Consider the following 20041-nt stretch of genomic DNA (forward strand, 5'->3'; position numbering starts at 1 on the left):
AAACGACCAGTTGAGTAACAGTGAATGAGTGAAATAGTTTTTGGACTCCATGCCGTACAGGCGCTGCTTGACAGCGATCCGCAGCGCTTTCAGGAGGTTTTTATCCTTAAAGGCCGCGACGATCGCCGTCTGCAGCCGGTAGTGAAGGCGCTGGAAGCGCAGGGCATCGTGATCCAGGTGGCCAGCCGTCAGTGGCTGGACAGTCAGGTCGAGGGCGGCGTGCACCAGGGGATTGTGGCTCGCGTTAAGGCTGGCCGACAATACCAGGAAAACGACCTGCCGGATCTGCTGGAAAAGCTGGAGAAGCCTTTTCTGCTGATCCTGGACGGCGTAACCGATCCGCATAACCTGGGCGCCTGCCTACGTAGCGCCGACGCGGCTGGCGTGCATGCGGTGATCGTGCCAAAAGATCGCTCTGCTCAGCTAAATGCGACGGCGAAAAAGGTCGCCTCCGGCGCGGCGGAAAACGTGCCGCTGATCCGGGTGACCAACCTGGCGCGCACCATGCGTATGCTACAGGAAGCCAACGTCTGGCTCGTGGGCACGGCAGGTGAAGCCGACCACACGCTGTATCAAAGCAAAATGACCGGCCCGATGGCGCTGGTTATGGGTGCCGAGGGCGAAGGAATGCGTCGCCTGACACGTGAGCACTGCGACGAGCTGATTAGCATCCCTATGGCGGGGAGCGTTTCCTCACTCAATGTATCGGTTGCAACCGGCATCTGCCTGTTTGAGGCTGTGCGCCAGCGCGCAAAATAATCTCTCCGGGGCGTGATCCGCGCCCCGAAATCTTCTGCTGCTGCTCGCCTGTGACGTTCTCTTTTGCATACTGAATGTGTGCCTATAGAAGGAGGTCAGGATGAACACTACCCACCACGTTTTCAATCAGCCTCGTCCACTAACCAACAGTAATCTTTTTCTTTCCGACACGCCGCTGCGTGAAGCCGTTTTGCGTGAAGGGGCTGGCTGGGACTGCGATCTGCTGGCTTCCGTCGGGCAGCAGCTGGGCAGCGCCGAGTCGCTGGAGTTAGGCCGGCTGGCTAACAGCTGTCCACCGGAACTGTTGCGCTATGACTCGCGGGGCGAACGGCTGGACGACCTGCGTTTTCATCCTGCCTGGCATCTGTTGATGCAGGGACTGTGCAGCAATCGCGTGCACAATCTGCCGTGGCAGGAGAATGCACCGCCCGCAGCCTTTGTCGCGCGCGCCGCCCGTTTTATTCTGCATGCTCAGGTGGAAGCGGGGACGCTTTGCCCCATCACCATGACTTTCGGCGCCATTCCGTTACTGAAAGCCCGGCTGCCTGCGCTTTTTCACGACTGGCTGTCGCCGTTGCTTTCTGACCGTTACGATCCGCATTTGCAGCCGGGCGAGCAGAAGCGTGGGCTGCTTATCGGTATGGGCATGACCGAAAAACAGGGCGGCACGGACGTGTTGAGCAACACCACTCGTGCTGAACTGGCCGGCGAGGGTGAATACCGGCTCACCGGCCATAAGTGGTTTTTTTCGGTGCCGCAGAGTGATGCGCATCTGATTCTGGCGCAGGCCAAAGGCGGGCTTTCCTGTTTTTTCCTGCCGCGCCTGCTGCCGGACGGCAGCCGTAATGCCGTGCGGCTGGAGCGGCTGAAGGACAAATTGGGCAATCGCTCCAATGCCAGCAGCGAAGCCGAGTTCTTTGCCGCCAGCGGCTGGCTGATTGGCGAAGAGGGCGAAGGCGTCCGGCAGATTTTAAAAATGGGCGGCTATACCCGGTTTGACTGCGCGCTGGCCAGCCATGCGATGATGCGCCGCGCCTTTTCCGTGGCGCTTTATCATAGCCATCAGCGTCAGGTGCAGGGAAAAAGCTTGGTGGATCAGCCGTTGATGCGTCAGCAACTTTGCTCGCAGGCGCTGCTACTGGAAGCACAGACGGCTATGTTGCTGCGGCTGGCTGGCGCATGGTCGGCGGAAAGCGGTGAGGCGGGCAAACTCTTTAGCCGGCTGTTTACGCCTGCAGCAAAATACGTTGTGTGTAGGCGCGGCGTTAGCTTTGTCGCAGAATCGATGGAAATGCTGGGCGGCATCGGCTACTGCGAAGAGAGCGAGCTGGCGAGAATTTACCGTGAGATGCCGGTTAACAGTATCTGGGAAGGGGCAGGTAACGTCATGTGCCTGGATGTATTACGCGTGCTGAGCAAACAGCCAGCCGCCATAGACTTGCTAACGAAAGAGTTTGAGGCGGTCAGGGGGCAAAGCCGCTATTTCGACAGTGCCTGGCGCCAGCTAAAACTGCTGTTGCGCCACCCGCAGGAGGCGCAGGCGCGCGCACTTTGCGAAAGCCTGTTCAACCTGTGCTGTGGCGTGCAGGTAATGACGCAGCTGGAGCCCTGCATTGCCGATGCCTGGTGCCGACAGCTGCGCGGATTTGCGACGCTGTCGGAAAAAGTCTGTCAGCGCCTGCTACTGCGTGCGACCGGCGGGAGCTGACGGGCCATACAGCACGGCCGTCGAATACCAGCGGCCCGGCATGACCGTTTCGCTGATCATCTGGATAACGTAATACTTCGCACCCGCCTCGTTGGCTTTAGCGGCAATAGCCCGTGCTGCATCGTCAGGCGAGCCGCGCATCGAAACGCTGACGGTGCCCAGCCGCGTCAGCGTCGGGCTCTGCGCACGCGTGATTTCCTGTGCCTGCGCTTGCGGCGGTGGCGGTGGCTGCGGCGTGGTTTGAGTCAGGCTACAGCCCGCCAGCAACAGCACAAAAAAAAGGGATAACTTTGTCATAAGCACGCCTCTTGATGGACTGCCTGAAGTGTAAGCCATCCCGATGCTTTATGCCTTAACGCGGAAAACCTGTACCAGATCGGTCAGATGATGACCTTTGCGGCTCAGTTCATGGGCGGTCAACTCGGAAGTTGCGACCAGCTCGGTACTTTCATGCGTGGCCTGCCCAATCTGGTTCATCGCAATATTGACCTGGCCGATGCCCGCCGACTGCTCTTTAGACGCGACGTTAATTTCACTCATCAATACCTTTACCTGCTCGATACGGCCAACGATCTCTTCCATTGACTGGCGCGTCTGCTCGGAAAGGTTATGGCCCTGAACGACTTTGCTGAGCGAGTTTTCAATCAGACTATCAATCTCTTTGGCCGCCGTGGCGCTGCGTTGTGCCAGCGCACGGACTTCCGCTGCAACCACCGCGAAACCCTTACCGTGCTCGCCCGCGCGTGCCGCTTCTACCGCAGCGTTAAGCGCCAGGATATTGGTCTGGAAGGCGATTGACTCAATCACATGGGTGATATCGGCAATACTCTGCGAGGCGCTCTTAATATCGGTCATGGTCGTCACGGAACGCGTCACCGTTTCACCACCTTTACCCACTGCCGTCGCGGCTTCACCCACCAGGGTCAGCGCCTGAGAAACGTTAGCGGCATTTTGTGCCACGGTGGCGCTCAGCTGCTCCATACTGGCAGAGGTTTCTTCAACGCTGGCCGCCTGACGCGTGATCTGTTCACTGATGTTTTCACTGCTGGAGGCAATGGCGTCCGTTCCGCTGCTGATCTCCTGTGCGGCTTCACGTACCTGCGAAACGATGCGATCCAGTCCGTCGCCAATACCATTGATCGCGACGATCAGTTTCCCCACCTCATCATGGCGTTGAGTAGACAGTGTGGCCTGCAAATTACCGGCAGAGTAGTGTTCGGCCAGCTCAATAACCTGCTGTAGCGGCCTGCTTATCCAACGGTGCGTGACAGTAATAAAGCCCAGCGCGAACAGGGCAACAAGCGCGGCACCCAGCGTCAGAAACAGATTGCGGGTGTATTGGATCGGCGCCAGCAGGCTGGCTTTATTGACCTCTCCCAAAATGACCCAGTGCCATTCTGGCAAATGATGCCACGCCATGATCTGTGCTTCACCGTTAGCGTCTTTAACCTCTACTTTACCGGTGTTCTGGCTCAGCAGGAGCTGGCGGGTGGCTTCCGGCCAGTCTGGCAGCTGGCCTTCGTGCTCAGGATGGAACACATACTGACCATAGGTTTTGCCAGGCGCGTCGCTCAGCACGGAGAAGTGGCCGCTTTCGCCCAATTTCTTCGTCAGGACTTTTTCTCTAATCAGCGCGTACTGTTTGGTAATATCCACGCCGACAAACAGAATACCAATGACCTGTCCGCTGGCGTCTTTTACCGGCTGATACTGCGTGATATAGCGCTTGCCGAACAGCATAGCGACGCCCTGAAAGATTTGGCCCTGCTGAACCCGCTGCCAGGCCGGGCTGGTGCGATCCAGTCGGGTACCGATAGCACGATCGCCATTCTCTTTACGCAGTGAGGTCGAAACACGCAGAAAGTCGTCGCCGGTACGGACGAAAATGGTAGAGATAGCGCCGGTACGTGCCAGGAAATCATCGACCAGACTCTCGTCCAGATTCAGTGTTTTGAGTCCTGCACGCAGCACAGGTGCCTGTTCCGTACCAACAGTCACGCGCTCAACGGGATCGCGAGAGAACTGTTTTGGTAAAAAGCTTTGAAAAAGCGCGGTGTAGTTGGTGACTTCTTCACTCAGCGTGCTATTAAACATGGTCGCCATATCGCCAATGCCGGCGACCTGATCTTCCATATTTTCCAGCGTTAAGGCCTGCATTTGATTGGATGCGTTATTCGTTAGCGCCAGCGTTAAGATCAGAAATAATGTGGCTACGCTTAGCGAGGTGATTACCGACAGCTTAACGCCGAGGCTCCAGCGCCCAGGTGCGAGAAATTTCATAAAAAAGCCTGTATTAAAAGAGGGGGGTCATAACGGTTAACGGCCGTATTAAGAAAACATTTAGTGACTCGCTCAGTATTCAGATCAATTAAATAAGCAATAAACTCAAATAACAGTCTATCCGGCTGGCTATTTGTATTTGTAACCTGTAGTGCAACGACTTAAGGGGGAGTCATGATTGAAGTCAGTACGGAAATTTTTGCCGGGACAGAGTGTCTGCACGCTGCGCCGACAGGTAAAAGGCATCAGCCTCTGCCCACTATTCTTTTCTTCCATGGTTTCACCTCATCGAAAGAGGTTTACAGCTATTTCGGCGTCGCGCTGGCCATGGCGGGCTTTCGCGTTATTCTGCCCGATGCAGATATGCACGGCGCCCGTTATGACGGAAACAGCGAACGTCGCCTGACCCATTTCTGGACGATCCTGAAAAATAATATTGATGAAGTGCCGCAGCTGATTACGTCGTTACGACAGCAGGGACTGATTGAGGGCACACGCCTCGCTGCCGCAGGGGCTTCAATGGGCGGGATGACCGCATTAGGCGCAATGGCGCGTTACCCCGCTCTTACCAGCGTCGCCTGCCTGATGGGCTCGGGCTATTATATGTCGCTGGCCCGCACGCTATTTCCCCCGCTGGTGGTGAACACGCCTGAACAGGCGCAGGATTTCGCCAGGCAAATGGCACCGCTGACGGATTATGATATCGGTCAGCGGCTGGAGAAAATAGCCGATCGGCCCCTGCTGGTCTGGCACGGTGAAGCGGATGATGTCGTGCCTGTAGCAGAGAGCGTCAGGCTGGAAAGGGCGTTAAGGGAAGCGAAGCTCGATGCCGGACTGACGTTTATCACGGAGCAGGGCATCGGGCATCGCATCACGCCGCCGGCACTGGAAGCCACAACAGCATTTTTTAAACGGTATTTATAGCGGTCTACAACTGCTGCGCTAACCGTTGCGCAGCGGGGATCGTCACCATAGGTTTATCCGTCATCTGGCTCGTTGGCGAATCGATACGGTTCACATAGACGTAACTGTTCGCCGCTTCGCTGATTACGCTCTGCTCACAGCCAGACTGACTGGCAAGGGCGGGGATGGAAAAGGCGAGGCCGAGTAAGGTGACGATTGCGATGGTTTTCATGATGCAACTCCACAATCAGATAACAAATCTGACGCCGGGCGTCAGGGTCTTGTCTTCACCCTCTAAGTTTAGCTCCGTTGCGGATAAAGTGTATTAGTAATTCTTGCTCTTTACCGTCGCGCTTCAGGGCTAAAAAAGGCTGAGTTGCCGGGTTTTTTCGCTTCGCGTCGCAGCCTGATAAATAATTTACATTGGGCCGCGACTTTACCTTGAGTTTCCCCCCTGTCGCCAGTATGATTACGCGTCAATTTTTCAGCCGCACACAAACACGTTCCTTGCTTCCATGGGCCGCGGTTGACCCTGACAGGAGGCTGAATAATCCGTAAGGAGCAAATTCGATGCGTCATTACGAAATCGTTTTTATGGTTCATCCTGACCAAAGCGAACAGGTTCCTGGCATGATCGAGCGTTACTCTGCCACCATCACTGGTGCAGAAGGTACGATCCACCGCCTGGAAGACTGGGGCCGCCGTCAGCTGGCTTACCCGATCAACAAACTGCACAAAGCTCACTACGTTCTGCTGAACGTTGAAGCGCCGCAGGAAGCGATCGATGAGCTGGAAACTAACTTCCGCTTCAACGACGCCGTTATCCGCAGCATGGTTATGCGCGTTAAGCACGCGGTAACTGAAGCTTCTCCGATGGTTAAAGCGAAAGACGAGCGCCGTGAGCGTCGTGAAGATTTTGCTAACGAAACCTCTGATGAAGCAGATGCTGGGGATTCTGAAGAGTAATTGACCGTGGAGGCTAATCGGCTGACGCTGTCTGGCACCGTGTGCAAGACGCCGATGCGTAAAGTCAGCCCCTCAGGTATTCCACACTGCCAGTTCGTGCTTGAGCACAGATCGATGCAGGTGGAGGCCGGTTTTACCCGGCAAGCCTGGTGTCGGATGCCGGTGATTATCAGCGGCAAAGCCCATCAGGCCATTACTCAAAGTATAACGGTCGGCACGCCGGTTACCGTTTCAGGTTTCATTAGCAGCCATCAAGGGCGCAATGGGCTGAATAAGACGGTACTGCATGCCGAGCAGATTGAATTGATAGATTCTGGAGACTAGCCAAATGGCACGTTATTTCCGTCGTCGCAAGTTCTGCCGTTTCACCGCGGAAGGCGTTCAAGAGATCGATTATAAAGATATCGCAACGCTGAAAAACTACATTACTGAAAGCGGTAAGATTGTACCAAGCCGTATCACTGGTACTCGCGCTAAATACCAGCGTCAGCTGGCTCGTGCTATCAAGCGCGCGCGTTACCTGTCTCTGCTGCCGTATACCGATCGTCATCAGTAACGGCTGTTGTCAATTAACGACTTTAAGAGGATAAGGTAATGCAAGTTATTCTGCTTGATAAAGTAGCAAACCTGGGCACCCTGGGCGACCAGGTAAACGTTAAAGCGGGCTACGCTCGTAACTTCCTGGTACCACAGGGCAAAGCTGTTCCTGCTACCAAGAAAAACGTTGAGTTCTTTGAAGCACGCCGTGCAGAGCTGGAAGCCAAACTGGCTGACGTTCTGTCCGCTGCTAACGCTCGCGCTGAGAAAATCAATGCACTGGGCACCGTTACCATCGCGTCTAAAGCAGGCGACGAAGGTAAACTGTTCGGTTCTATCGGTACTCGCGATATCGCTGATGCAGTAACTGCAGCTGGCGTTGAAGTGGCCAAAAGCGAAGTTCGCCTGCCGAACGGCGTTCTGCGCACCACTGGCGAGCACGAAGTGGACTTCCAGGTTCACAGCGAAGTTTTCGCTAAACTGACTGTAAACGTGGTTACTGAAGCGTAATTGCTTCTCTACCGCTAAAAAACGCCGGCCCTGTGCCGGCGTTTTTGTTTGCAAAAATCAGTACGCCAACCTCTTCGTATTTAAAAGCGTCGGCCCAGTACCGGCGTTTTTGCGAAGATGGGTATGCCGATTCCTGCGTGATTAAGAGCGTCGGCCCAGTGCCGGCGTTTTTGCGAAGATTGGCATGCTCATTTCTGTGTGATTAAGAACGCCGGCCCAGTGCCGGCGTTTTTGTTTGCCGAAATCGGGTTTCAGATGGATTCATGATGAAAGACACCGGCTCTGAACCGGTGTTTTCAGGGTTAATGGACCTGGAGAAACGAGCCATCCGGTTGGCGGGTAAATAAAATCTCGCCTTGCTCCGTAGTGACGGCCAGGCCTGTCACTACGCCGTGGGAGTTCTGGCGGATCCTGACTGCCTGACCGGCCTGTAAATTACTTAGCGGCTTGTCATTTCCCTCTACGCGGGCCATGGCGAATACATCATTAACCGGCAAATTATGGTCGCGGAACAGCTGTGCCAGCGTCTGCCCGTTGGCAATCTGATAATTTATCCATTGTCCCTGAGCATCGCCTTTAGGCTTCTGGTCGTCAGCTTTCGGCGCGCTAAGCTCCGCCTGCAGCGGCACGTCTGTGGTGGTTCGTTCAACGTTAACGGCACGCTCTGGCTGTTCCGGCTGTCGCGGTGAAGGCCACAAAAAAGCCAGTAACACCAACGCCCCGGCCAGGATGATGCCGCGACGGTGGAAAGAAGGCAGCGGATCCATCCAGCGTGCAGAATCCGCCAGGTGCCAGAGCCAGTTAAACCATTTCGATGCTGGTGACACTTTGGTGACAGGCATGGCGTCCTCCTCCTTCTTGCGCGGTCCTCGCGCGAATAAAATAAACCGCTTTAATAAAGCCGGCTGGCGTTTCCTTCGTCTGCGGGCAATATGGCCCATGTTGACCTCTACTGAAATATAGCTGATAGCGCACTCACCGCGCGGCTTTTATGCCCGAAGCGAACCGCGTTATTGTTTCCTTTTACACTGAAAATGTCACCTGAAGAAGATGACGTTTTACCCCCGTTGCCTGCGCTGTTATGCTTCGTCCTCAGTTTTATTACCAGTAAAGGAAAATCCATGACTACCCCTTCTTTAGACAGTGTAGAAGCACAAGCAAGCTACGGTATCGGTTTACAGGTTGGCCAGCAGCTGCTGGAATCCGGGCTGCAGGGGCTGCAGCCAGAAGCGTTGCTGGCTGGCCTGCGCGACGCGCTGGAAGGGAACTCCCCGGCTGTGCCCGTGGACGTTGTTCATCGCGCGCTGCGTGAAGTGCACGAACGTGCCGATGTGGTTCGTCGCGAACGCCAGCAGGCAATGGCTGCCGAAGGCCAGAAATTCCTGGAAGAGTACGGTCAGCGTGACGGCGTGAGCGGTACAGAATCCGGCCTGCAATTCAGCGTTATCAAGCAGGGCGAGGGCGCTATTCCTTCTCGCCAGGATCGCGTACGCGTTCACTATACCGGCAAACTGATCGACGGTAGCGTGTTCGACAGTTCCGTAGCACGTGGCGAACCGGCCGAGTTCCCGGTTAGCGGCGTTATTCCTGGCTGGATTGAAGCGCTGACCCTGATGCCGGTCGGTTCAAAATGGGAGCTGGTTATCCCACAGAACCTGGCCTATGGCGAGCGTGGCGCCGGTGCTTCTATTCCGCCATTCAGCACGCTGGTATTTGAAGTTGAGCTGTTAGAAATTCTGTAACAGCCGATCCTGCCGGGACATTATTTTCACGGTCCCGGCAGAAATCCTGTTATTTTTTCCTCTTTTCTTATGCAGTTTTAATCACGCCTGAAACCACACCCTCTTTAAATAAGAAATGTTTCTACACGTTGATAAGCTATTCGATCGATTCTGAAAACACACTTCCGTATTCTTAAATTTTTAAGAAAGTTTGGCTGCCCCTGTCTTTAAAAATAAATTTACGATGTGGCAATGGATGCCAGATCAATGCTGAAAATAGCTTTAACAAGGAGAAATATAATGCGTGAATTGAATAAGAATGACATTGCCGTTGCCGCCGGACTTTTTTTTGATATGGGCGGCCGGGCTACCTTGCGGGTTCCGTTATCGATTGAGGCGCTTTTGCTGGTGTCTTAACAACCTCGTCTGTTTCTTTTTCTCCCCCCTTGAGCAGTGGAATTCAAAAACTGTTAGAGCTGAATATTTCCGGGAAAATGAATGATATTGGTACGGACGTAGTCGACTGGTAAAACAGGGCATCGACCCCCTTGCCAGCCTGAAGTCTTCCACCAGCGCATAACTTTATTATGTCTGGCAATAAATGGAGCCAGCATGGCTGGCTCTTGCTGTGAGAATGATTTAGTTAAGTCCAATCTGGTAAAGCGCAAAACCCGTCTCGTCCTGACCTGCTTGCTTCAGTGGATATTGACCGTGGTTCTTAATAAATTCGGCTGCTTTAGACGATGGCGAGGTTTCAAAAAGGATATTCAGAGGCACTTTGCTGTGAATATTTTCCAGCCGCCAGTTGTTATCCGCCTGTGGGCTGACCTCACCCTGCGCCTGGGTTTGCGCCGTAATGTACGCCGCGACAACAGCACGGTTTTCGTCCGGGGAAGCAAAAGCAACGTGATCCTCGCCGGTTCCGGCAAATTTCCCGCCGTAGGCGCGATAATTATTCGTCGCTACCAAAAATGTGGCATTGGGATCGATGGCTTTCCCCTGGAAAGTTAAGTTATGGATACGGGAAGCCTTATCATTAATCAACTGGCACTCTGCATCGTAGCGGGCAGGCTGTGTGACATCAATTTGGTAGTTAACCCCATCAATCACATCGAAATTATAGGTGCGGAAATTCCAGTTAATCAGCGGCTGCGGTTCAGGACTGCTCGGATCAATTTGATTAAACTGACCTGCCGAGCACTCCAGCCACTCTTTTACTTCTTTACCGCTGGCTTTCACTACAACCAGCGTATTGGGATAGAGGTAAAGATCGGCGGCGTTACGAAAGGTAAGCGGGCCTTTTTCGACTTCCACATAGCTGGCAGGATCATTTTTACGCCCGCCGGCTTTGAACGGTGCGGCAGCCGCAAGGACAGGAAGATCGGCCAGATCCGGATCGCCCTGAATAAAGCGTTTTACGTAATCACGCTGTGCGTTATTAACGATCTGCACGGTAGGATCGTCCTGAATCAGCGACAGATAGCTGTACATGACGTCCGCTGATTTTCCTATCGGCTGGCTGACAAATTCACGCGTAGCACGATGCTCTGGCTCCATCACTTTCAGCAGGGCCGGATCTTCTGCTGCCAGCGATTTTTTAGCCGCCGTATCATAAATGGGACGAGCTTGTGCCGTAGCAGCGCTTACGCGCCAGCGACCTGCATCGTTATTGAGCACCAGATCGACCACGCCAAGGTGATCGCCCCACATCCCTGGCATGACTGCCGGGATGCCGTTCAGCGTGCCCTTAGCGATATCGGCACCCTTAATGGCGGCAAAGTCCTGACTGGGGAAAACAGCGTGCGCATGGCCAAACAGGATGGCATCAATGCCAGGGACCTGGCTAAGGTAGTAAACGGAGTTCTCCGCCATCGCATGCCACGGCTCGCTGGAGAGGCCAGAGTGTGGGATAGCCACGATCAAATCCGCGCCCTGACGACGCATTTCAGGCACCCATTTGCGTGCGGTCTCGGTAATATCTTCCACGGTAATTTTACCGCTGAGGTTTTTCTTGTCCCATACCATAATCTGCGGCGGGACAAAGCCGATGTAACCGACCTTAAGCTGATGCCGGTTCCCCTCGCGATCCGTCACTTCCGCCGTTTTAATTAAAAAAGGCGTGAACAATGGCTTGCCGCTATGAATATCAATAATATTGGCATTGATATAGGGAAATTTTGCGCCACTCAGCGCTTTTTGCAGGTAGTCCAGGCCGTAGTTGAATTCATGGTTGCCGAGGTTTCCCACGGTGTAATCCAGCGTGTTCATGGCTTTGTAAACAGGATGGATTTCACCCGGCTGTAAACCCTTAGCCGCCGCGTAATCACCGAGGGGGCTACCTTGAATAATGTCACCGTTATCTATCAGCACGCTGTTTGTCGCTTCTTGCCGGGCCGCGGCGATAAGCGTCGCGGTACGCACCAGCCCGAATTTTTCCGTTGGCGTATCCTTGTAGTAATCGAAATCCATCATATTGCTGTGCAGGTCGGTCGTTTCCAGCAGGCGGAAGTCGACCGTGGCCGCATGTAGCGCACAACTGACCAGCAGCGCGGCTGGTGTCACAACGGATTTAATCATTCTTTCTCCTTGATAGCGTTTATTGACTTCCTAACCTCGCAAAGTTTTATGAAACTAATACCTTCTTTCTCACAGATATGTGAGCGACTACAAATATTTCTCTCTTATGACCCGGCTCACCGGGAACGACAGGGGACGTGATGAGGTCAACCTGATAAAAAACAGCAGCTCCTGCGGCGTAAAATAATTTATGCTATTGATAATTAAGCGCTGGCGCATCATTCGGCCTTCGATCTTCGCCATCGACTATGATCAACAGAGAGTGTTGGTGCCGCCGTGGCCACGGCCAGCGCCAGCCAGCTAATCAAGAGGTGGACAATGTTAGAGAATATATGCCAGCTGGCACGAGACGCGGGCGTTGCCATCATGCAGATATATGATGGTCAGGCGCCGCTTGATGTGACGAAAAAATCCGATGATTCGCCGGTCACCGCAGCGGATATTGCCGCCCATAAGGTGATCCTGCAGGGACTTACCACGCTGACGCCGGATGTCCCTGTGCTGTCAGAAGAAGATCCACCGGGCTGGGAAGTCCGTCAGCACTGGCAGCGCTACTGGCTGGTCGATCCGCTGGACGGCACCAAAGAGTTTATCAAGCGGAACGGCGAGTTCACCGTGAATATCGCGCTGATTGAAAAAGGTAAGCCCGTACTGGGAGTGGTTTACGCGCCGGTAACAGACGTAATGTATTCGGCGGCAGAGGGGAAAGCCTGGAAGGAAGAGGGCGGTGTAAAAGCGCAGATCCACGTGCGGGAAGCCCGTCCACCGCTGGTCGTGGTCAGCCGTTCGCATTCTGATAGCGAGCTGGAAGACTACCTCAACCAGCTGGGCGAACATCAGACTGTCGCCATTGGCTCTTCGCTGAAGTTTTGTCTGGTGGCGGAAGGCAAAGCGCAACTCTATCCGCGCTTTGGGCCAACCAATATCTGGGACACTGGGGCTGGCCACGCCGTAGCGCTTGCCGCGGGCGCGCACGTGCATGACTGGCAGGGGAAAACGCTGGATTATGCGCCGCGGGAATCCTTCCTGAATCCGGGCTTCCGGGTCTCCATTTTCTAAACCAGGCTGATGGAGGGAGGCGGCCACCGTCTCCCTCGCGCCAACAGCAGGTCGGCTAGTGCAGCAGCTGACGCACCAGCGTGATAACCTGCTGCACTTCCTGCTGCGTCAGCGCGCCGTCCTTAACGAAACGCACCTTTCCCGCACTATCCAACACAATAATCGCCGAGCCTTCATCCTGCAGCTGCCAGGCTTTTTTGGCGTTACCCTCGTTGTCGACGATAAATTGCGACCAGGGATACTGCTTTTTATTGCTCTGAATACTGCTGCGGACAAACATGCCGGTGCCGGGGATAGCGTCGTCGGTATTCACCAGCGTGGTGGTCTGATAGCGGTCATGGGGGAACCGGGCTGATTTAATCGCCTCGATCAGGGCCGCATTTTTTTCTTTTGCCGAGGCGCGTCCGGCAATGTGCTGAAGGACACGCACTTTGCCCGGCAGGGCCGCAGTATTCCAGGGATGGTAACTAAACTCGTCCTGCTGATAACGCAGCTCGCCCTGATGGGTGATGCCAACAGGCGGCACGCGCTGGCCTGTCACCAGGTTATGCGCGTCGGCGGCGAAGGATAAGAGTGTAAACAGCAGCAATGAAAGACGGAAAATCATGATTGAACTCATTAGTCATGTTTCTGCAATAATAAACGTGGATGATGCATCTGTCGCAGCGATACAACATCTTTGCAACACACCGCACAATTCTGTAAAGGACGAAGGTTTATACTGCTTACAAGCAACCGAGTGAAACAGCCTACTGTCATGATGTGTAAAAACAGTAAAAAAACTCGGATTTAGGAATGTTGGAAGTGAAACCTGGTCTATAGTGTACCCACTTTGTGTTGCAAAGATTCGTACCCAACTTGGAAACGACGCAGCACGTATCATTTTTTAGGAGTTGTAACATGAAGATTTTCCAGCGCTATAATCCGCTGCAGGTGGCCAAATATGTCAAAACACTCTTCCGTGGCCGGATTTACATCAAAGATGTAGGCGCTTTTGAATTTGATAAAGGTAAGATCCTGATCCCACGCATTAAAGATAAGCAGCACTACAGCGTGATGTCAGAAGTGAACCGTCAGGTACTGCGTTTGCAGACCGAGTTCAACTAGAAACCGATAAACCGGTTCAAAAGAAAGAAGGCGCGATTATCGCGCCTTTTCTGTTTTTATTCTTCCACCATCTTATTCAGCACGGCGGCCGCACCTTGTCGGGTTTCGTCGATTCTTGTTACCAACAGCTGGTCGATGCGGTAGCTGTCGATATCCACCACTTCGAACTTATAGCCGTGAAACTTCACGAAGTCGGTACGTTTAGGGATTTTTCTCAGCATATACATCATAAAGCCGCCAATTGTCTCGTAGTTGCCGGACTGGGGAAACTCGTCGATATCCAGTACGCGCATTACGTCGTCGATCGGCGTACCGCCTTCGACCAGCCATGAATTCTCATCGCGCGCCACGATCTGCTCTTCCATCCCCTGGCCAACCAGATCGCCCATCAGCGTCGTCATTACGTCGTTCAGGGTGATGATGCCCACCACCAGCGCATATTCGTTCATGATGACCGCAAAATCTTCGCCTGCGGTTTTAAAACTTTCCAGCGCTTCCGACAGCGTCAGCGTATCCGGTACGATCAGCGCTGAACGGATCTGCACGCCGCTGTTCAGCGCCATGCTCTGGTTGCCCAGCACGCGCAGCAGCAGCTCTTTGGAATCGACATAACCCACAATGTGGTCAATATCATCATTACAGACCAGGAACTTGGAATGTGGATGATTGGCGATTTTTTCCTTCAGGCTCGCCTCTTCTTCATGCAAATTGAACCATATCACGTTCTCACGAGAGGTCATGGAAGAGGGCACGGTGCGGGATTCAAGCTCAAACACATTTTCAATCAGCTCATGCTCCTGCTTGCGCAGTACGCCAGCAAGCGCACCCGCTTCTACCACCGCGTAGATATCGTCCGAGGTAATATCATCTTTGCGCACCAGCGGAATTTTAAACAGGCGGAAAATGATATTGGCGCCGCCGTTAAAGAACCACACCAACGGGCGGAAGATAAACAGGCAGAGACGCATCGGGTTGATGATTTTCAACGCGATGGTTTCCGGTGCAATCATGCCGAGACGTTTTGGGAAAAGATCGGCGAACAGAATAAACAGGCTGGTCACTACGGTGAAAGAGGCGATAAAGCTGAGCTGTTCAGCCAGCACCGGGCCGGTTATGCGATCGAAAAGCGTGCGGAAAACAGGCGAAAACGCAGAATCGCCCACGATACCGCCCAAAATCGCCACGGCGTTCAGTCCTATCTGCACCACGGTAAAAAACATCCCGGGCGTTTCCTGCATTTTCAGCACGCGCTGGGCGTTGATGTTGCCATCGTCCGCCAGCAGCTTCAGTTTAATTTTGCGCGACGCGGCCAGAGAGATTTCCGAAAGTGAAAAAAATGAGCTGATGGCGATCAGCATTAAGATGACAAGCAAGCTGTCTAACATAAAACATCCATTAAATGGCCGTTTCAGGCACTTTCAGGGGAAAATGCGCCAAAGCTGGCCTTAAGTTGATTACCTGTCATTTTTGGCCTGGGCAGCAGATGAGGAGCAGCTGACCTTCCGTACCTGTGAGCGGCACCGGGCTATCCGTGCCAAAAATGTCTGCGCCATTTGGCTTGGGCAGAAAGACGTTAACTGGCCGCAGCGCGGCCTCTGCCAGAGATTATAGCTGTGGTGAGGATTGCTTACAATTGCGGCGCTGCAAGCGATACGGCGCTGAGATTTATCTGAGTCTGCATCTCAGGCTGATATAGCGTAACATTCCCTCACGATCCCCGGTTGTAACCTGGTGGTTCTTTGCACACAATAACGCAAATTTTGGCCTTTCAGTGAAAAAGCGCCTCTGAACCCGCAAAAAGTTGCCATGCTTAAGCGGGCCATTTTAAAGATTCGGTCGTTGTGCCCATCTGGAGCTGGCAATAAAATCAGGAGTTAGCGTGCCACGAATTCATGTCTATTGCATGTTAGGTCTGATCGCAGCCGCGCCTGCCGCTCAGGCGGCTACGGTGCGTCTGCAGGTCACCGGCCTGTCTGGGGAATTACAAAAAAACGTGCGAGCAAGATTGTCGACTATCTCAAGTGAGGAAGTCACCTCTGATGGGCGTTTTCGCGCGCGCGTCAGCGAAGCAGTAAAAGAAGGCCTTAAGGCGCTGGGTTATTACGAGCCGGAGATTGAATTTGAACTTCAGCCGCCGCCTGCAGGCGGCAAACGCCCGGTGCTGCTGACGAAAGTCACGCCCGGCCAGCCAGTTAAGCTGGCGGGTGAGACAGTGATTATCCGGGGTGGCGCGCGTACCGATGAGGATTACCGGACGCTGGTGCATACTGGGAAAGGCAAAATCGGTGGCGTACTCAACCACAGCGATTACGATAGCTTTAAAAGCTCGCTTAGTAATCTGGCGCTGCGCAAAGGCTACTTTGATGGCGACTACCGTAAAAGCCAGCTGGGCGTTTCTGTCGAGCGACACGAGGCTTTCTGGGATATCGATTACGACAGCGGTCAGCGCTACCGTTTTGGCGACGTCACGTTTGAAGGCTCGCAAATCCGTGAAGAATATCTGCAAAACCTGGTGCCGTTTAAAAAGGGCGACTACTACAGCTCACGCGATTTAGCGGAGCTGAACCGCCGTCTTTCCGCTACCGGCTGGTTTAATTCCGTCGTGGTCGCGCCGCAGTTCGATCAATCACGAAAAAGCAAAATATTACCGCTGCACGGTGTGGTCAGTCCGCGAACGGAAAATACCATCGAAACGGGCGTAGGCTATTCCACCGATGTCGGCCCGAGGGTTAAAGCGACCTGGAAGAGGCCGTGGGTAAACTCTTACGGTCACAGCTTTACCACCAGCGCCAATATCTCCGCGCCGGAACAGCAGCTCGACTTCAGCTATAAGATCCCACTGCTGAAAAATCCGGTTGAGCAGTATTACCTGCTGCAGGGCGGCCTGAAAAGAACCGACCTGAACGACACCCAGTCTGACTCCACTACGCTGGCCGCGTCACGCTACTGGGAATCCTCTACGGGCTGGCAGCGCGCCGTTAATCTGCACTGGAGCCTGGATCACTTTACCCAGGGTAACGTGACCAACACCACCATGCTGATTTACCCTGGCGTTAGCGTAAATCGCACCCGTTCACGCGGTGGGCTGATGCCCGTATGGGGAGATTCCCAGCGTTACTCGCTGGATGTCTCTGACACGACCTGGGCGTCGGACATTGATTTCGCCGTGGTGCAGGCACAAAACGTCTGGATCCGCACGCTGGCCGATAAACACCGTTTTGTGCTGCGCGGCAACCTCGGCTGGATCGAAACCAACGACTTTGAACGCGTACCGCCTGATTTGCGCTTTTTCGCCGGGGGCGACCGCAGCATTCGCGGCTACAAGTACAAAGGCATTTCACCGCGCGACGATGACGGCAAGCTGACCGGCGCTTCGAAGCTGGCGACCGGTTCGGTGGAATACCAGTACAACGTGACCGGCAAATGGTGGGGCGCGGTATTTGTGGATTCCGGTGAGGCGGTTAACGACATCAAGCAGAGCAACGTCAAAACCGGCGCCGGTTTCGGCGTACGCTGGCAGTCCCCGGTTGGGCCGATCAAGCTGGATATCGCCCGTCCGGTAGGGGACAGTGAAGATCGCAACATACAGTTTTACATCGGTTTGGGGCCTGAACTATGAAACTCTGGAAAAAGGTCCTTATTGGCATCCTGATTTTCCTGGTCGTGCTGATCGGCAGCGTCGCATTTTTACTGGGTACCACCACCGGCTTGCATCTGGTGTTGAACGGCGCGGCGCGCTGGGTGCCGGGTTTAGATATCAAGCAGGTCAGCGGCGGCTGGCGTGACCTTCGGCTGACTGGCGTACAGTATGAAATGCCCGGCGTGAAGGTGAAAGCTGGCGAGTTCCGTCTGGCCTTAAAGCTGAGCTGCCTGAAAAACAGCGCGTTCTGCATTAATGACCTGGCGCTGCGCGACGTCAGCGTAGTGGTGGACAGTAAGAAGCTGGGGCCGTCCACGCCGGAAACCAAAGAGGAAACGTCATCAGGCGATCTCAGCACGCCGTATCCGATTACGCTGAGCCAGCTGGCGCTGCATAACATTACGGTCAACGTGGACGACACGGCGATTTCGCTGGCGGATTTTACCACGGGCCTCTACTGGCAACAGCGTGCGCTGACCTTAACCCCAACCCATATCCAGGGGCTGCTGATTGCGCTGCCGAAAGCGGCTAAAGTCGCCGACGAGCAGGTGGTACAGCCAAAAGTGCAGCAGCCGCAGACGGATGAACCGCCGCTCGGCGAAACGCTGAAGGCGATGTTCGCCAAACCGCTGCTGCCGGATCTGCCTGATTTCAAGATGCCGCTGGATGTTAACGTGCAGCAGATCCTCGGCGAGCAGCTGCGCGTGACTGGCGATACCGATATCGCTATTACGCGTCTGCTGGTGAAAGCGCAAACGCAGGATCGCCTGCTACGGTTGGAAACGCTGGATGTGGATTCACCGCAGGGACAGCTCAACGCTACCGGGCAGGCCCAACTGGCCGACGCCTGGCCGGTAAATTTCACGCTGACCAGCTCGCTTAACGTCGATCCGATCAAAGGCGAGAAGATCAAAATGACCGTCGGCGGCGGACTGCGCGATCGGCTGGATCTGGCTCTGAACCTCTCCGGCCCCGTGCGGATGCAGCTGAACGCGCAAACAAAGCTGGCTGAAGCGGGTCTGCCGCTGGCGATGACCTTGCAAAGCGAGCAGCTGCGCTGGCCGCTATCTGGTGAAACACAGTATCAGGCCGACAATCTTAACTTCAGCATAAAGGGCAAAGCGACGGACTATGTGATGTCGCTAAAAACCGCGCTGCGCGGACAGGCGATTCCACCTGCTACGCTCACGCTGGACGGCAAGGGCAACGCAGAGCAGTTCTCGCTGGATAAGCTGCGGCTGGCGGCGCTGGAGGGGACTACCGACCTGACGGCGCTGGTGGACTGGAGTAAAGCAATCAGCTGGCGCAGCGAGCTTCAGCTCAACGGCATTAATACCGCACGGCAATACCCGGACTGGCCAGCGAAGCTGGAAGGGAAAATCACCACGCGCGGCAGTCTTTATGGCGGTAGCTGGCAGATGCGCGTCCCTGAACTGAAGCTGCGCGGCAACGTAAAACAGAATGCGGTCAGCGCTGACGGTTCGCTCTACGGTAACAGCTATAACCAGTGGGATATTCCTGGTATTAAGCTGGTGCTGGGCCGCAATAATGTCGATGTGAAAGGCTCGCTTGGCGATAAGCTGGCGCTGGACGCCACTATCGACGCCGAACATCTGGATAACGCACTGCCGGGCCTGGGCGGCGTAGCGAAAGGCACGATCAAAGCACGCGGCGACCTGAAAGCGCCGCAGCTGCTGGCGGATCTGACCGCTACCGGCCTCCGCTGGCAGGCGATGAGTATCGCCCGCGTTGCGCTCCAGAGCGACGTGAAATCAGGCGAGCAGATTCAGGGTAAACTGGCGCTGCGTGTTGATCGACTGAAGCAGGATGCGCTGACGATTAATCGACTGGATCTGGACGCCAACGGCGACGAAAAAGCGCATCAGCTAAAGCTGACGGTCAATGGCGATCCGGTTTCCGGCCAGCTACAGCTGAACGGCAGCTTCGATCGCAGCCAACAGCGCTGGCGCGGTACGCTTAACAATACCCGTTTCGATACGCCGGTAGGAGAGTGGCGCCTGACCCGCGCTATTGCGTTGGACTATCTCAACAGTAGTCAGACGGTATCAGTCGGCCCGCACTGCTGGCAAAACCCTAATGCCGAACTGTGCGTACCGCAAACTATTGAGGCTGGCCCGTCCGGTCATGCGAAAGTGACGCTGAACCGCTTCAATCTGGCGATGGTGAAACCTTTCCTGACGGATGCGACCCAACTCAGCGGCGTCTTCAATGGTGACGCTGACGTCAGCTGGACGGCGGATGGCGGTTTACCCC

Annotated in this window: 18 protein-coding genes and 1 pseudogene; 12 read left to right on the forward strand and 7 right to left on the reverse strand. The window is 54.6% G+C overall.

The annotated features are described in order from the left end of the window. The first annotated feature begins 24 nt into the window (after positions 1 to 24). On the forward strand, positions 25 to 759 hold the full coding sequence (gene rlmB, locus RTK32_RS05650) for a 23S rRNA (guanosine(2251)-2'-O)-methyltransferase RlmB (RefSeq protein ID WP_312042508.1): 735 nt from the start codon (positions 25 to 27) through the stop codon (positions 757 to 759). Between the two features lie 100 nt (positions 760 to 859). Next, complete coding sequence (locus RTK32_RS05655) at positions 860 to 2467, forward strand: isovaleryl-CoA dehydrogenase (protein WP_312042509.1); 1608 nt, start codon at positions 860 to 862, stop codon at positions 2465 to 2467. On the opposite strand, the gene bsmA is transcribed toward RTK32_RS05655, so the two are convergent. Both bsmA and RTK32_RS05665 read right to left on the reverse strand, forming a co-directional pair. Next, positions 2441 to 2764, reverse strand: a complete 324-nt coding sequence (bsmA, locus tag RTK32_RS05660; protein ID WP_312042510.1) for a biofilm peroxide resistance protein BsmA — start codon at positions 2762 to 2764, stop codon at positions 2441 to 2443. The genes RTK32_RS05655 and bsmA overlap by 27 nt on opposite strands. A 48-nt stretch (positions 2765 to 2812) precedes the next feature. Continuing rightward, a complete protein-coding gene (locus RTK32_RS05665) occupies positions 2813 to 4747 on the reverse strand; it encodes a Cache 3/Cache 2 fusion domain-containing protein (RefSeq protein WP_312042511.1) in 1935 nt (644 codons plus the stop codon). 174 nt (positions 4748 to 4921) lie between these two features. Between RTK32_RS05665 and yjfP the strand changes: the two genes are divergently transcribed. Next, complete coding sequence (yjfP, locus tag RTK32_RS05670) at positions 4922 to 5671, forward strand: esterase (protein WP_312042512.1); 750 nt, start codon at positions 4922 to 4924, stop codon at positions 5669 to 5671. A gap of 4 nt (positions 5672 to 5675) precedes the next feature. Here the strand turns inward: yjfP and RTK32_RS05675 are convergent, their stop codons facing one another. Beyond that, on the reverse strand, positions 5676 to 5882 hold the full coding sequence (locus RTK32_RS05675) for a hypothetical protein (RefSeq protein ID WP_312042513.1): 207 nt from the start codon (positions 5880 to 5882) through the stop codon (positions 5676 to 5678). 338 nt (positions 5883 to 6220) lie between these two features. Here RTK32_RS05675 and rpsF point away from each other — a divergent pair, with 338 nt between their 5' ends. From rpsF to rplI, 4 genes are read left to right on the forward strand one after another with little or no spacing between them, the layout of a single operon-like run. Beyond that, positions 6221 to 6616 (forward strand): 30S ribosomal protein S6, encoded by a 396-nt coding sequence (gene rpsF, locus RTK32_RS05680; RefSeq protein ID WP_125290324.1) that lies wholly within the window; start codon positions 6221 to 6223, stop codon positions 6614 to 6616. Positions 6617 to 6622: 6 nt separating this feature from the next. Beyond that, positions 6623 to 6940 (forward strand): primosomal replication protein N, encoded by a 318-nt coding sequence (gene priB / locus RTK32_RS05685; protein ID WP_125290423.1) that lies wholly within the window; start codon positions 6623 to 6625, stop codon positions 6938 to 6940. A gap of 4 nt (positions 6941 to 6944) precedes the next feature. Further along, positions 6945 to 7172, forward strand: coding sequence for a 30S ribosomal protein S18 (rpsR, locus tag RTK32_RS05690; RefSeq protein ID WP_000135199.1), 228 nt, complete (start codon positions 6945 to 6947; stop codon positions 7170 to 7172). Positions 7173 to 7210: 38 nt separating this feature from the next. Next, the gene (gene rplI, locus RTK32_RS05695; RefSeq protein WP_125290325.1) at positions 7211 to 7663 is read left to right on the forward strand and encodes a 50S ribosomal protein L9; all 453 of its coding nucleotides are present in this window, start codon (positions 7211 to 7213) and stop codon (positions 7661 to 7663) included. 302 nt (positions 7664 to 7965) lie between these two features. Here rplI and RTK32_RS05700 read toward each other — a convergent pair whose 3' ends face one another. Further along, complete coding sequence (locus RTK32_RS05700) at positions 7966 to 8505, reverse strand: LysM-like peptidoglycan-binding domain-containing protein (protein ID WP_312042514.1); 540 nt, start codon at positions 8503 to 8505, stop codon at positions 7966 to 7968. A gap of 279 nt (positions 8506 to 8784) precedes the next feature. Between RTK32_RS05700 and fklB the strand changes: the two genes are divergently transcribed. Then, complete coding sequence (gene fklB, locus RTK32_RS05705) at positions 8785 to 9405, forward strand: FKBP-type peptidyl-prolyl cis-trans isomerase (protein WP_312042515.1); 621 nt, start codon at positions 8785 to 8787, stop codon at positions 9403 to 9405. A 618-nt stretch (positions 9406 to 10023) separates the two neighbouring features. Here the strand turns inward: fklB and RTK32_RS05710 are convergent. Continuing rightward, entirely contained in the window at positions 10024 to 11961 is a 1938-nt protein-coding gene (locus tag RTK32_RS05710) for a bifunctional 2',3'-cyclic-nucleotide 2'-phosphodiesterase/3'-nucleotidase (RefSeq protein WP_312042516.1), read from the reverse strand. Positions 11962 to 12279: 318 nt separating this feature from the next. On the opposite strand from RTK32_RS05710, the gene cysQ reads away from it, so the two are divergent. Then, the gene (cysQ, locus tag RTK32_RS05715; protein ID WP_312042517.1) at positions 12280 to 13020 is read left to right on the forward strand and encodes a 3'(2'),5'-bisphosphate nucleotidase CysQ; all 741 of its coding nucleotides are present in this window, start codon (positions 12280 to 12282) and stop codon (positions 13018 to 13020) included. Between the two features lie 55 nt (positions 13021 to 13075). Here the strand turns inward: cysQ and RTK32_RS05720 are convergent, their stop codons facing one another. Then, positions 13076 to 13639 (reverse strand): YtfJ family protein, encoded by a 564-nt coding sequence (locus tag RTK32_RS05720; RefSeq protein ID WP_312042518.1) that lies wholly within the window; start codon positions 13637 to 13639, stop codon positions 13076 to 13078. A 281-nt stretch (positions 13640 to 13920) separates the two neighbouring features. Between RTK32_RS05720 and RTK32_RS05725 the strand changes: the two genes are divergently transcribed. Further along, the gene (locus RTK32_RS05725) at positions 13921 to 14127 is read left to right on the forward strand and encodes a DUF1107 domain-containing protein (RefSeq protein WP_246760837.1); all 207 of its coding nucleotides are present in this window, start codon (positions 13921 to 13923) and stop codon (positions 14125 to 14127) included. A gap of 56 nt (positions 14128 to 14183) precedes the next feature. Here the strand turns inward: RTK32_RS05725 and RTK32_RS05730 are convergent, their stop codons facing one another. Then, positions 14184 to 15512 carry a hemolysin family protein gene (locus RTK32_RS05730; protein WP_312042519.1) on the reverse strand — a complete coding sequence of 443 codons (1329 nt, stop codon included), beginning with the start codon at positions 15510 to 15512 and terminating at the stop codon, positions 14184 to 14186. 518 nt (positions 15513 to 16030) lie between these two features. Between RTK32_RS05730 and RTK32_RS05735 the strand changes: the two genes are divergently transcribed. Together RTK32_RS05735 and RTK32_RS05740 are read left to right on the forward strand one after the other, a co-directional pair. Then, positions 16031 to 17746 carry an autotransporter assembly complex family protein gene (locus tag RTK32_RS05735; RefSeq protein ID WP_312042521.1) on the forward strand — a complete coding sequence of 572 codons (1716 nt, stop codon included), beginning with the start codon at positions 16031 to 16033 and terminating at the stop codon, positions 17744 to 17746. Continuing rightward, a pseudogene (locus RTK32_RS05740) lies at positions 17743 to 20041 on the forward strand (translocation/assembly module TamB domain-containing protein); the annotation flags it as partial. The gene RTK32_RS05735 and the pseudogene RTK32_RS05740, both read left to right, overlap by 4 nt.

Origin of the sequence: Erwinia sp., from assembly GCF_031978025.1 — a bacterium.
Classification (GTDB): domain Bacteria; phylum Pseudomonadota; class Gammaproteobacteria; order Enterobacterales; family Enterobacteriaceae; genus Erwinia.